The sequence below is a fragment of the Candidatus Diapherotrites archaeon genome (genome assembly GCA_016205145.1).
Taxonomy (GTDB): domain Archaea; phylum Iainarchaeota; class Iainarchaeia; order Iainarchaeales; family JACQJH01; genus JACQJH01.
In genome coordinates this window covers 538,156-551,062 of the sequence record JACQJH010000001.1, presented here as the reverse complement: position 1 = coordinate 551,062, position 12,907 = coordinate 538,156, and the positions used below count along the sequence as shown (strand labels likewise).

Here is a 12,907-nt window from a genome sequence, read left to right as displayed (position 1 = left end):
CATTTAAATTTTTTCATTCGCAGAAAAACCAAAAAAAAAGGCGGAAGCCGGAAATCCAAAAAAAAGCCGGGCCGGGAACATGGAACGGCCGGCGCGCATCCGTCTGCTGGTTCGCCCATCCAAAACCATTAAATAAAAGATTTTACCTATTTAGCACGAAGTGGCTGTGCAAAAACGCCGGGCCGCGCAAAAAAAAAGCTAAAGCGAGAGTCAGGTGCCATATAATGCGGAATCGTTTACCTGCAATTTTTTTCCTTGCTGCAATCATGCTTTTTTCCGTCGCCCATGCCCTGACGATTTCCCCGGCAAGCGCAAAAATCACAAGGAGCCAGGGCACGTTTGAACTTGCAGTGATAAACACGGAAAACACGGACATGCCGGTTTCAATCGGATTGGGCAATTTTGAGGGCGCCGCCGTGGTTTCACAGCAGAACATAACCGTTCCGGCGGATGGCAGCACGACGGTAAAAATAATTTTCTATGAAAACGTGTGCAGGCAGGGCACAATCTGCGTTTCAAGCGGCGGCGGCGGCGAAACACAGATTGGCACAGCCATAAGGGTGTGCATGTCCGCTGACGTGGTCACGACAAAAAGCGGGCGCAAGGATGCCACGTGCGGCGACGCAAAAATGACGCCGGCAGTGGTGAACAGCCTCATAAGCCTGTATGAGCAGGCAAAGCTCAAGCTTGACTCGCAGATAGAATACCTGAAATTCGCGTGCATCGAATACTCGAAGTCGTCGGAATTCAACAGGCTCGTGTCAGAAGGCGATTCGGGCATTTCCGACGCAAAAAGCGCATTGCAGAAAGGCGACCTTTTCGTGGCGCAGTCTCTGGTCGTGAGGGCAAACGAGTCGCTTGAAAGCGCGCAGAAGCTCCTGCCAAAAATGAGCGAAACATTCAACGTGTCCAGGGAATACGCGGAAACCGCTGAAAGCGCGGAAAGCCGGGTCGGGGCGCTCGGCATAGAAAGCGCCGCCCTCAAGGCTGAGGCCGGAGAACTCGCCGGCAGGATAAGAATGGGCCGCGGAGTCAAGGTCTTCAGGGTAATCGACAGGATAAACGGCGCCGACTATTTTGTCACAAACATCGGCATTGACATAGTGAACAGGGACAGGAAAGCGCTGCCCGAAATAAAGGTTTCGGAGTTCTTTTCCCCCTCGATAATAAAAAAGGCCTCGGAATTTTCGACAAAATCCTCGTTTTCGGTCATAAGGGAGTTCCCGCTTGCCGTGCAATTCAACGTTCCAGAAATCCGGCTTGACGGCGCCGGAAAAATATCCTACTGCATAAAAAGCAGGATCGGCGCCGAAGAGTTTGAATTGCTGCTTGCACCCATTGCCACTTATTCGGCCATTCCGGCAATGAAAAGCACGGCATGCGTTGTCGACGCCGACTGCGATGACAGGAATGTTTGCACAAAAAATTCCTGTTCGGACGGCCTGTGCCTCTCGACGCCTGTTCCGGAAGGCACGGCTTGCGGCGAAGGAAAGGTCTGCGCTGCCGGCGCCTGCCTTAAAAAAGAGGAAGCGAGCATTGCAGCGCAGGCAAAAAGCGCGTTGCCCCTGCCACCGATTGAAGTCATGCTGTTGGCAGTCGGCATAGGCATTTTCCTGATGCTGTTCGTGATAGTCGTGCTTATTCTCAGAAAGCCTTCGCCGGCGCAGGGAAAACCTGAAACCGGAACGCCAAAAAAAACAAAGCCGGCGAAAAAAAAGGCCAAAAAAAAGTAAGCGTTCAGAGCGCCTTTATTTCTTCCGGTTTTTTTGCAGGCAACTTTGCCAACGGAATGACAATTATTTCTTTTGTCATTGCGGGAACAACAGTTTTCCCTTTTTTGTTCAATTCAACCAGGTGAAATTTTTTCAGCAGTTCAAGGTCCCGCATAACCGCGCTTAGTTTGCGGTTGGCCAGTTTGCCTAAGGCTGAGGCGCTCTGCGGGTTTTTGCCCTGAATAAGCCTGATTAGTTCCAGGCGTTTTTTTGTAAAAATTCTGGTTGTTTCTTCATCAGAAAGGCTCAAAATCAGGGCATTGTCCGGATAGCTGCCCGGGTTATCCCAGACTTTGCCCAGATAAGATTTTATCGCGGACCATTTTTCTTCCGAAAGCCGGTAAGCCATGCTATTTCACCCCGATTCCGTGCTGGCAAGATAATGTTTTTTGTATTTTTCAAAGTTTCCCCTTATTTTATCCAAATAAAATTCAAACGCCGCTTTCAAAGTTCCACCGGTTTCCGGAAGCGGAATCGGTCTTGGTGACAGCCAGAAACGCTGTTCGTGCAAATACCCATGCGCCGTATCAACACGGTACACGGCAAAAAAGTTTTCCCCGATTTTTGTCCGGTAATTCAAGGCAAACCCCTCAACTTCGCCTCCAAGAATCTCCAATGAGACGTCCAGCACATCCGCTTCCGCCAAGGGAATTGAATACTTTTTCTGCCTCGCCAATCAAACCACAATAAAACATTATACATTTAATGTTAAGCGTTGCTTAAAAGGGTTTTGTTAAAAAAACCGCAGGCAAGCATGGACAAAGAAGCCAAAAAAAGCCTTTTTAATCTGCGCCAGATTTCGTTGATTGCGGAAACCGGTTATTTTCTCCTGATTGCCTCAACCGGGTCCAGCTTTGCGGCCTGCAGTGAAGGGATTGTGCCGGACAGCATGCCGATTATTGCAGAGAACAGCATTGCGCCGATCGCGAGGCCGAAGTTCAGGTCAGCGGGTAGGCTGAAACCGGCATAGCTTGCGGCAAACGCCAGGCCGAAGAAAAGCAGCGAGCCCAGAATGACGCCGATTATGCCTCCAAGCAGGCCGATCAGCGCGGATTCAGTCAAAAACATTGCCAAAACCTGCCTGTCGGTTGCACCGACCGCCTTCATTATGCCAATCTCCTTTGTCCGCTCAGTTACCGCCATGAGCATCGTGTTCATTATGCCGATTGCGCCAACCAAAAGCGAGATGAAGGCTATTCCGACCAAAAAGATTTGGGCCACTGCCAGAACGCTTGTCGCGGTTTCAGCCAATTGTTTTGCATCGAGGACGCGGAAATCCTCTTCCCCGTGATCTTTTTCGAGCCTGCGCCCGATGCGCGCCTTCACTTCTTCGGCATCCACGCCGTCAGCCACTTTCGCGAAAATCCTGAGCGGATAGATTGGTTCCGGCGTTATCTCGTTGAGCGTATCCTTGTTTATGAGCACGGCATTGTCAAAAAAGCCTGCGAACGTGTTGTTGGGTTTTGCGTTTATGCCGGTTATCTCGAATTTCTTGTCCTCGATTTCGATCTTTTTCTTGGGCACAATGGCTTCCTTGAACGCGTTTTCGGCAAAAGACTTTCCCGCGATCGCGGCAAACTTTTCCTTTGCCCCGAAAACCCTGCCATTGTCGACATTGAGGATGTTGAGCGCCCCGAAATTATCCATTTTGTCGGCTTCGACGCCGACGACAAGCGCTGTTTTCTTTTCCGTGCCGTGCCTGACCTGCAGGGTTTTGAAGTAGATTTCTGCGGCAAACTCGACTCCGACAAGGCCTTCGATGTGCTTTGCATCGTTCCTGCCGAGTTTCACAAAAGCAGTGTCGATAAAGCCTTTTCCGGGCAAAACTATCAGGGTTTGCGTGCCAAGGGTTTCAAACTGCTGCTGGACCGAGCTTTCAAGGCTCTGGCCAAGCGAAATGAGCATGAAAATCGACGCTATGCCTATGACAAGGCCCAGCACCGTGAGCTTGCCGCGGATGCCCTGGCTGTTTATGTCCTGCAAAGCCTTCTGCAAAAGTTCCCTGTCAAACATCGCTCACACCAGCTACAAATATATGGCAATTTCATTCATATCTCAGCGCTTCCGTGGGATCCATTTTTGCGGCCCTCTGCGCGGGCAAAAAGCCCGAAATCATTCCAACCAGCAGGGAAAAGCCGAGGACCTGCGCTACAAAAGCCAGGTCAACTGTGATGGGAATGGCAAACTGGCCGGACACTACAGCGCTGATGCCGAAAGCAATAAGGTAACCGGAAACCGTGCCCAGAAGGCCGCCGAAAAGGCCGATCATTCCGGCTTCAGCCAGGAAAACCGAGAGGATTTTCGTGTTTGTCGCGCCGACAGCCTTCATCAGGCCGATTTCGGATGTCCGGTCAATGACCGCCATCGCCATTGTGTTCATTATGCCTATGCCCCCGACAACAAGCGAAATTGCCGCAATGGCGAGCACGACCACCTGCAATACGCCGAGAATGGCGTTTGTCTGCTCAAGAATGTTGTCCGGAGTGAGGACCTGGAATTTTTTTTCGCCGTGCTTGCGCTCAAGCTTTGCCTCGATCCGGCCGGCGATTTCATTGATTTTGTTCTTGTCGACAACCTTGACCGCCAGTTCGGTCGGATCCGGCTCGCTGAAAAGCTCCTTCACGGTGTCCTTGCTTGCCCAGACAATGTTCGTGTTTGACAGGCTGGAAAACGCGACGTCGGATTTTTTGAGTATTCCGACAAGCTGGAACTTCTTTCCCTTTATTTCAATGCTTTGCCTGAGGCCGACCTTTCCGTCAAACGCGTTTTCAAGGAATTCCTCATGCACCAAAATGCCGTACTTGTCGCCCCCGCTGAGAAACCTGCCGCGAAGCAATTGCATGTAGCCGGTTTCCTCCAGGTAGACTATCTTGTCCGGGTCAATGCCAATGACAAACAGGCTTGCGGTCTGGCTCCCGTACTTGGCGGTTGCGGACGTTTCATAAAAGCCCATTGCCGCCTCGACACCCGTGACGCCTTCAATGAGCCTCAAATCAGATTCGGGAACGCGGCTGAAAGCTGCTTCCGCGAAACTGCTGCCGGGTTCGACAAGAATTGTGGTTGCGCCAAGCGACTGGAAATAGCCCAGAAAAGAGTTCGTGACCCCCTGGCCGAGGGAAACCAGCGCAACGATGGACGCGATGCCGATAATGACGCTCAAAACAGTGAGATTGCTGCGCAGGGGCTGGCTTTTCAGGTTCGTCAGGGCAAACCGCAGGGTTTCAAAAGCCATGCAAAACAGTAAGCGCAAAAGGCATTTAAGGGTTTACAAAAGAAAGAAAAAAATGGGCGGGGTGCGCCCAAAAAATGGAACAAAAATCAGGTTCAGCAGATTATGAGCCTGCCCTTGGGCTTTGCGGCCTCGGGCTTTTTCACGAATTCTATCTGGGAGTCGACCCGCACATTTTCCCTTGAAAGGCCCTTGACCATGACCAGGAGCTTTGTGCCCGGCCTTGCCACTGCCTTTCCGTATTTGGAGGAAACCTCCATTATTTCGGCCGGAACTTCCATGCCGTTCGCAAGCATGTGCTCGCAGATCATGCCGGAAACAAGCTCGCCCAGAACGCACAGCTCGTCGGTGCCGACAAACTTGTCAATCTTGGACACTTTCATCACGCCGGTCTGCTTGGCCTCGGAGAGAAACCTGTCATTGGCAGTCACAATCTCGACGTGCCCGCTTCCCGCGGAATTATTTTCACCAAAAGTCAAAGTAACCAAACTCATTCCAAATCACCCCGTTCTTGTCCCCCATTTTTATTCGGTTTTCGAAGGCAATATAAATAAATTAAGGACAAATATAAAACTAAGCAATTCACAACCCAAACCAAATTCATATCCAAAGTTTGTTTTATGAACTTTTTAGTTCGGTATCCTAATAGTGCAAGGTAGTATTTAAAGGTAACGCCGGTTTTTGCTTTTCCCCTCCCGGCCGGCTTTCCGGGCAAAAAATTAAATGCCAGTTCAGCCAAAAGTCTTGCGGTGGTTGAATAATGCCCAAATGCGAGAACTGCGGAAGCCTCATACTTGGCGGAAGGAAGCTTTGCGACGACTGCAAGCACACGCTTGAAATTGACGAGCAGGCAAAAAGGCTCGGAAAGACCGGAACGGAAAAAATGTCGGATTTCGACAAGAAAAAGGCGCTTGAGGAAAGGCGGAAGGACAAGAGCTTCTGGTGGGGCTAGGCTTCAACCAGCAATCCGAAAATCTTTTGAAGCAGTTCACAGCCTTCAACCATCCTTGGCGATGGCCTGTTGAGAAGCGAATCGTGCAGGGCAAAAATCCTGCCGGCCCGCACCGCGGGAATGTTTTTCCAGCCGAGCCGGCTTTCCAGCGAGGCCGGCTCCTGCCTGTTGCCGAAACCGCACCAGTGCAGGACTATTGCATCAGGATTGAACGCACCAACAGCTTTTGCTGAAACTTCCCTGCTTAGCTCGCCGCTTTTTCCCATCGGAACGCCACCGGCGATTTCAATCAGTTCAGGCACCCAGTTCTGCGCAACGGTCGGCGGATCGTTGAATTCCTCCGAATAAATCTTCGGCTTATGCGAAAGCTTTTCGGATTCGGCTTTTATGGCTTCAAGCCGTTCCGTCATTCCGTGCACGGCTTTGACGGCATTCTTTTCCTTGCCGCAGAGCCCGCCGATTTCAAGGATGCTTTCATTCACCTGCCCAATTGTCTGCGGGAAAAGTTTGACGAGCCGGATGCCATTCCCCTCAGACCATTCCCTGACGTTTTGCGGCACGAACATCGAGGCCAGCAGGAGATCCGGCTTCAGGCGTTCAATGGCGTCAAGATTCTGGCTGCTTGTCCACAGGCCTGTTTTGTGAAGGCTTTTCGCTTCAGGCGGAAAATCGCAGTAAGCTGTCACGCCGACAAGGTTTTTTTCCGCGCCAATCGCGAAGATTATTTCTGTGTTGCTTGGCGCCAGGGAAACGATTCGCTTGAAATTCGCCATTAACCAAAAAGTGCAGCGCAAAGCATAAAAAATTGGCTGCGAACATGCTTATCTGAAAAAAGCCGGGACGCCAATCTGGAAAAACATTCTTAAAATCCCAAGTCATTCTTTTCATGGTGATTTGATGGATTTGTCTGTTGGGGCCTGGGCGCCCGCGTTCTGTCTGCCGGATGGGAACGGCAAAAAAATATGCCTCAAAGATTTCAGTGACAAATGGGTTGTGCTTTATTTTTACCCAAAGGACGACACTTCCGGCTGCACGGTCGAGGCAATTGATTTCACGGCAAAAAACAGGGAATTTGAAAACCTGGGCGCGGTTGTGCTCGGCGTTTCCCCGGATTCCGGAAAAAGCCATTGCGCTTTCATCGAAAAGCATTCCCTCGGCATCAAGCTTTTGAGCGACGAAAACAAGGAAGTCCTGAAAAAGTACGGCGCATGGGGCAAAAAAATGATGTATGGCAAGGAATTCGACGGCGTCACAAGGAGCACGTTCCTGATTTCTCCGGAAGGAAAGGTTGCGCACGCCTGGCCGAAAGTAAGCGTTGAAGGGCATGCTGAAGAAGTGCTGAAAAAACTGGAAGAATTGAAATGAGAGCGGGGGCAGCTTGAATGAAAACCAATAAAACCCTTTTCCGGAAATAAACTGTTCATGGACCACGGGAAACGGGTTGCGCTGGTTTGCGGCGCAAGCAAGGGCCTCGGCTTTGCGTGCGCGGAAACCCTGCTCAGGGACAATGCAAGGGTTTGCATCTGCTCGCACAACGAGGAGAATTTGGAAAAGGCCGAAAAGGCGCTTGCCGAAAAATCCGGTCCGGAAAACGTTTTCGCGCAAAAATGCGATTTGAACCGGGCGGAGGAAATTGAAAATCTTGTTGAACGCGCCGTGAAAAGGTTCGGCAGAGTCGACATTCTTGTCAACAACACGGGCGGGCCGAAGCCGGGAACTTTTTTCGAGTTGTCGGACGAGGATTTTTTGCATGCGCACGAACAGCTTTTGCTGTCCGTCGCGAGGCTGAACAGGCGGATTGTGCCATTGATGGCAGAGCAGGGTTTCGGCCGAGTGATCAATCTGGCGTCTCTCACGGTCAAGGAACCGAACGACTTGCTTGTTTTGTCAAACGTTTACCGCGCCGGCGTTGTGAGCCTTTCAAAGTCGCTGTCAAGGGAGTTCGCGCACAAAAACGTTTTCATAAACAGCGTTCTGCCGGGCGCGTTCAAGACTGACAGGTACGTGCAGCTCATGGAACGCAGAAGGAAGGATGGGCAGAGCATTGCAGAAGTGGAAAAGGAAATCGCCGCAGGCATTCCGATGGGCAGGCTGCAGTCGCCGCAGGAACTTGCCGAGCTTGTGAGCTTTTTGGCTTCGGACAAATGCTTTTTGACCGGAGTTTCAATCCAGGCCGACGGCGGAAAGGCAGGCGGACTGTTTTGAAAGCGCAAAGCATTCCGAAATCGGCATGATTAGTTTTAAATACGTAAAACGCCAATAGAAATTACTGATGCCCGGAAAGCCAATAAAACACACCGGAGAATACCACCTTTTAGTGAGGCATGGCGCACAGCTCGGCGGGGGAGAAGCACGCCGGCTTGTTGTCGGCCTCGGCCTAAGGCGGCCCAACGGCACGATTGTTCCAAGCAGCCGCACCGTCAACTTGGAACATTTGACGGAACATGGCAGGGAAATAGCGGATTTGCTTTTGGCACATGTTGCGCACATCAGGCCTGAACGATGGCGGGAACATGAAACCGGGCGCTTTTCTCCGCACCCGCAAGGGCACGCATTGGATGAACTATTCAAGCAGGAACATCTGCCCAAAATTAGGACGACAAAAAAAGGCGCCTGACCTAGCTTTTTTCCTTTTTCTTGATTTTTTTGAGCCTGAAGACGTCCTCGCGCTCCATTTCTTCGAGGCGCAATGCAATGAATTTCGCGTCAGCCTTCATTTCAGGTATGACCTTGAATTCCAGTGCGTTGACCCTGCGCTTGGTCTTGTCGATTTCACGCAAAAGCTTTTTCAGGGTCGTTTCGATTTCAGCCGCCGTAATTATGTTTCCCAAAACCTTTTCGTACGATTCCGCGGCATCGTCAATGTAACCCGAAGTTCCCAGAACGCCGTAGCCGCGCTCGTGGAATTCTTTCACATGGTGCTCTGACCGGATTTTCGGCACGATTATGCCCATGACATTGCGCGTTTCAAGCTCGATTTCCGCGGGCTGTTTGAGGGCAAAGGACGCGGACTTGACTGTCGACGTGCCGTCGACCGCCCTTGCAAGGGCGATCGCCTGCATTGCAATGGAATAGTTTTCCTGCAATGCGGATTTCGATTTTTTCGCCTCGTTCAGCACGCCGAAGAATTCCTTTATGAGGCCGTCGCGCTTTTTTTTCAAAAGCGAGTGCCCGGACTGGGCAAGCTTCACCTTTTTTTTGAGCTGGATCAGCTCGGAGCGTGTCGGCTTGATGTCGGACATTTGTTTCACTTTCGCTTATTTTTCTTTTTTGCATGGCCGGCAACTTTTTTTGCCGCGGCTTTGGGCGCTTGGGCTGGCGAAGGCTTTTTTTTGGCTGCGGAATTCGCGGAAGGCTGTTTTGCTTCCGCTTTGCCGCGGACAGTTGATTCATGTTTTCCGGAATTCTCTTTTGTTTCCGGTTTTCCGGCTTCGTTTTCCGGCCCGGCCTGGGACGACGCTTCCGCTTCCTTGCCCTTCGGAACATAAAACTTCAAGCCGAGTTCCCTTGAATATTTTTCAATCAGCGCGTCGTCAATTCTCGTCAGCTCGGATTTGGGCAGCATTGTCAGCAGCTTCCAGCCGAGATTCAGGGTTTCAACTATTGAGCGGTTTTCATATTTGCCCTGCCTGACAAACTTGTCCTCGAACGCCTTTGCGAATGCAAGGAAACGCTGGTCCCTTTCAGACAAGGCTTCCTCGCCGACAATCGCAACCAAGCCGCGCAATGAGCGGCCTTCCGCATAGCCGGCATACATCTGATTGCTTACGGCCTTGTGGTCCTCGCGAGTCTTTCCCTTTCCGATGCCCGCGTTCATCAGCCTGCTGAGGCATGGCAGGACGTCAATCGGCGGATATATGCCGTTCCTGTGAAGGTCCCTGCCAAGCACGATCTGGCCTTCAGTGATGTAACCTGTCAGGTCCGGAATAGGGTGCGTGATGTCGTCGCCTGGCATTGTAAGAATTGGAATCTGCGTTACGCTTCCGGCCTTGCCCTTGATGAGGCCGGCCCTTTCATATATTGACGCAAGGTCCGTGTACATGTAACCTGGATAGCCCCTTCTGCCGGGAACCTCTTCGCGCGCAGCGCCGATTTCACGCAATGCCTCGCAGTAATTTGTCAGGTCCGTGAGAATGACGAGAACGTTCATTTCATGCGAGTAAGCCAGATACTCTGCGGCCGTGAGCGCCATTCTTGGCGTTACGATCCTTTCAATTGCCGGGTCGTCAGCCAGGTTCAGGAAGACCACCGTGCGTTCCAATGCGCCGGTCTGCTCGAAGTCGCGGATGAACTGCTGGGCTTCCTCATTCGTTATGCCCATTGCGGCAAAGACAACTGCAAAGTTGCCCTCGACTTTAGCCTGCCTTGCAATCTGCAATGCGATGTCATTGTGGGGCAGGCCTGCCGCGGAAAAAATCGGAAGCTTCTGGCCTTTCACAAGAGTGTTCATGCCGTCGATTGTTGAAACGCCGGTCTGCACGAAATCGCGCGGAGGCGCCCTTGAAAACGGGTTGATTGCGGCGCCGTTCACGTCGCGCTTTTCATCCGGAATGATTTCCGGGCCGTTGTCCAAGGGCTTTCCGAGGCCGGACAAGACCCTGCCGAGCAGTTCCTTCGAGCAGTTCAGCTTGATTGTCTTGCCGGTGAACTTCACGATTGAACTGCGTTCAATGCCGGATGTGCCCTCGAAGACCTGCACCACAACGATGTCCTTTGACGTGTCCAAGACCTGGCCGTTTTTCTTTTCGCCGCCAAGGTCTATTTCGACGAGTTCGCCGTACGCGACATTGTGCGTTTTTTCAACAAAAACCAGCGGCCCTGCAACCCTTGTGATTGTCCTGTATTCCTTCATTTTCGTCAACTCCCTTAAACCGCAATGTTCCTGAATTCGGATTCCATTTCGGACTCGATTTTTTTGAGTTCCGCTGCAAACTTCGATTCCTCGACAAGGCAGACTTTTGCGAGCCTGGACTTGCTTTCCAATCCCGCAATGGACGAAACCTGCGCGCCGGATTCAAGCGCGGCCTGCGCAAGGTCAAAGTACCTTATTATCGCCTTGAGAATCGCATACTGCTTTTTGAGGCTGCAGAAACTGTCAACCTCGTGATAGGCGTTCTGCTGCAAAAAGCCTTCGCGTATCAGCCGTGCCACTTCCAGCGTAAGCTGTTCCTTTTCAGGCAGGGCATCGCTGCCGACAAGCTGCACGATTTCCTGCAGCGAAGATTCCTGCTGGAGAATGCGCATTGCGTTTGCCCTCACTTCGCCGAAATCCTGCGCAATGTTGTCGGAATACCATTTTTCCAAAAAGTTGGTGTAAAGGCTGTAAGAGTTGAGCCAGTTGATTGCTGGAAAATGGCGCCTCTGCGCAAGCTTCGCGTCCAGTGCCCAGAAAACCTTTGTGATTTTCAGCGTGTTCTGCGTCACAGGCTCGGAAAAATCCCCGCCCGGCGGAGAAACCGCGCCGATCGCCGTAACGCTGCCAACGCGCTTTGCATCCTTGCCGGTTCCGGCATTTCCGCTTTCAAGGCAAATTACGCGACCGGCCCTTTCATAAAATTCCGCAAGCCTTGCGGCAAGGTAAGCGGGATAGCCTTCCTCGCCCGGCATCTCTTCCAGGCGCGAGGAAATTTCACGCATTGCTTCCGCCCACCTTGAAGTGGAATCAGCCATCAATGAAACGTCAAAGCCCTGGTCCCTGAAATATTCCGCGATCGTCATGCCCGTGTAAACAGAAGCCTCTCGCGCGGCAACCGGCATGTTGGAAGTGTTTGCAATCAGCACAGTGCGCTCCATCAGCGGCGCACCGGTCCTGACGTCCTGCAGTTCCGGGAATTCCGTCAAAACCTCTGTCATTTCGTTTCCGCGCTCGCCGCAGCCGATGTAAACGACGATTTCAGCGTCAGACCATTTCGCAAGCTGCTGTTGTGTAACGGTTTTTCCCGAGCCGAATGGGCCGGGAATCGCGCCTGCTCCGCCCTTTGCAATCGGGAACAGCGCATCAAGAATCCTCTGCCCGGTTATGAGCGGGATTTCGGGCAGGAGTTTTTCCTTAACGGGCCTCGGTTTCCTGACAGGCCACTTGTGCGAAAGGAAAAGCTTTTCGCCGGAGTCAAGCTCGGCAACGGATTCGCGGATCGTAAAATTGCCGGAAGAAATGCCTTTGATTTTTCCCGAAACCTTCGGCGGCACCAGTATTTTGTGGGAAATGAACTTTGTTTCCTGCACCGTGCCGAGAATGTCGCCACCGGAAACATTGTCGCCTTTTTTTGCAGTCGGCTTGAATTCCCATTTCTTTTTCTCGTCCAAGGCCGGCACGGAGACGCCGCGCTTGATAAAATCACCCATTATTTTCGAAAGGCTTGGCAATGGCCTCTGAATTCCATCATAAATCTGCGAAAGCAGGCCGGGGCCGAGTTCAACTGAAAGCGGCGCGCCGGTGTTTTCAACCGGCTCGTCGGGCCTCAGGCCGGTTGTTTCCTCGTAAACCTGGATTGTGGTTCGGCTGCCGTTGATCTGGATGACTTCGCCCAAAAGTTTTTCGTCGCCGACCTTGACAAGGTCGTAAATCCTTGCGTTGAGGCCTTCCGCGACCACGACCGGACCGGAAATCCTGTAAATTTTCGCCTTGCTTTCCCTGCTTTTGGTTGAAGTCATTTCCATAAATCCACCCCGATGCTCCGCTTAATCATTTCCCTCAGGTTCGTTTCCTTGCCCTTGCCTGAAACCGTGACAATGACGGGCTTGACAAGCTTTTCAAGCCTTTTTTTCGTCCTGTTGTTCAGGGCGCCGAACGCGCCTTCTTCCATGACAAGCACTCCGATTTCCCTGACGCCAAGGGCTTCCTCAACCTTTCCGTCAAGCTTTCCCTCGGATGAAAAAACGTGGGACACGCCTGAAAGCCTGAAGCCCGTGACAAAATCGTCGCTGCCCAGAACCGCTATCTGCATAAAAACA

General features: G+C 51.8%; 15 protein-coding genes. 5 read left to right on the top strand and 10 right to left on the bottom strand.

Translation table 11 applies throughout. From position 1 onward, the window contains the following. The first annotated feature begins 266 nt into the window (after positions 1-266). On the top strand, positions 267-1,733 hold the full coding sequence (locus tag HY394_02785) for a hypothetical protein (protein ID MBI4052939.1): 1,467 nt from the start codon (positions 267-269) through the stop codon (positions 1,731-1,733). A gap of 4 nt (positions 1,734-1,737) precedes the next feature. On the opposite strand, the gene HY394_02780 is transcribed toward HY394_02785, so the two are convergent. The 5 genes from HY394_02780 to HY394_02760 form a co-directional block, all read right to left on the bottom strand. Then, complete coding sequence (locus tag HY394_02780; GenBank protein ID MBI4052938.1) at positions 1,738-2,121, bottom strand: hypothetical protein; 384 nt, start codon at positions 2,119-2,121, stop codon at positions 1,738-1,740. Positions 2,122-2,127: 6 nt separating this feature from the next. Continuing rightward, the gene (locus tag HY394_02775; protein ID MBI4052937.1) at positions 2,128-2,448 is read right to left on the bottom strand and encodes a hypothetical protein; all 321 of its coding nucleotides are present in this window, start codon (positions 2,446-2,448) and stop codon (positions 2,128-2,130) included. Between the two features lie 143 nt (positions 2,449-2,591). Further along, the gene (locus HY394_02770) at positions 2,592-3,785 is read right to left on the bottom strand and encodes an ABC transporter permease (GenBank protein MBI4052936.1); all 1,194 of its coding nucleotides are present in this window, start codon (positions 3,783-3,785) and stop codon (positions 2,592-2,594) included. Between the two features lie 31 nt (positions 3,786-3,816). Beyond that, positions 3,817-5,004 (bottom strand): ABC transporter permease, encoded by a 1,188-nt coding sequence (locus HY394_02765; GenBank protein ID MBI4052935.1) that lies wholly within the window; start codon positions 5,002-5,004, stop codon positions 3,817-3,819. Between the two features lie 92 nt (positions 5,005-5,096). Then, positions 5,097-5,495, bottom strand: a complete 399-nt coding sequence (locus HY394_02760; protein MBI4052934.1) for a hypothetical protein — start codon at positions 5,493-5,495, stop codon at positions 5,097-5,099. Between the two features lie 266 nt (positions 5,496-5,761). Between HY394_02760 and HY394_02755 the strand changes: the two genes are divergently transcribed. After that, a complete protein-coding gene (locus HY394_02755; GenBank protein ID MBI4052933.1) occupies positions 5,762-5,953 on the top strand; it encodes a hypothetical protein in 192 nt (63 codons plus the stop codon). Here HY394_02755 and HY394_02750 read toward each other — a convergent pair. Beyond that, positions 5,950-6,726, bottom strand: coding sequence for a cobalamin-binding protein (locus HY394_02750; GenBank protein ID MBI4052932.1), 777 nt, complete (start codon positions 6,724-6,726; stop codon positions 5,950-5,952). The two genes, HY394_02755 and HY394_02750, sit on opposite strands and share 4 nt — an antisense overlap. 124 nt (positions 6,727-6,850) lie before the next feature. On the opposite strand from HY394_02750, the gene bcp reads away from it, so the two are divergent. From bcp to HY394_02735, 3 genes are all read left to right on the top strand, one after another. Beyond that, complete coding sequence (bcp, locus tag HY394_02745) at positions 6,851-7,318, top strand: thioredoxin-dependent thiol peroxidase (protein ID MBI4052931.1); 468 nt, start codon at positions 6,851-6,853, stop codon at positions 7,316-7,318. Between the two features lie 57 nt (positions 7,319-7,375). Then, a complete protein-coding gene (locus tag HY394_02740; protein MBI4052930.1) occupies positions 7,376-8,158 on the top strand; it encodes an SDR family oxidoreductase in 783 nt (260 codons plus the stop codon). Between the two features lie 67 nt (positions 8,159-8,225). Then, on the top strand, positions 8,226-8,570 hold the full coding sequence (locus tag HY394_02735; protein MBI4052929.1) for a hypothetical protein: 345 nt from the start codon (positions 8,226-8,228) through the stop codon (positions 8,568-8,570). Position 8,571: 1 nt separating this feature from the next. Here HY394_02735 and HY394_02730 read toward each other — a convergent pair whose 3' ends face one another. Genes HY394_02730 through HY394_02715 form a run of 4 tightly spaced genes read right to left on the bottom strand, consistent with a single transcriptional unit; the run spans position 8,572 to position 12,900 of the window. After that, positions 8,572-9,195, bottom strand: coding sequence for a V-type ATP synthase subunit D (locus tag HY394_02730; protein ID MBI4052928.1), 624 nt, complete (start codon positions 9,193-9,195; stop codon positions 8,572-8,574). Positions 9,196-9,200: 5 nt separating this feature from the next. Next, positions 9,201-10,805, bottom strand: coding sequence for a V-type ATP synthase subunit B (locus HY394_02725; protein ID MBI4052927.1), 1,605 nt, complete (start codon positions 10,803-10,805; stop codon positions 9,201-9,203). 14 nt (positions 10,806-10,819) lie between these two features. After that, on the bottom strand, positions 10,820-12,613 hold the full coding sequence (locus HY394_02720) for a V-type ATP synthase subunit A (GenBank protein ID MBI4052926.1): 1,794 nt from the start codon (positions 12,611-12,613) through the stop codon (positions 10,820-10,822). Further along, positions 12,604-12,900, bottom strand: coding sequence for a V-type ATP synthase subunit F (locus tag HY394_02715; GenBank protein MBI4052925.1), 297 nt, complete (start codon positions 12,898-12,900; stop codon positions 12,604-12,606). Before HY394_02715 ends, HY394_02720 begins: the two co-directional genes overlap by 10 nt. Positions 12,901-12,907 lie beyond the last annotated feature (7 nt).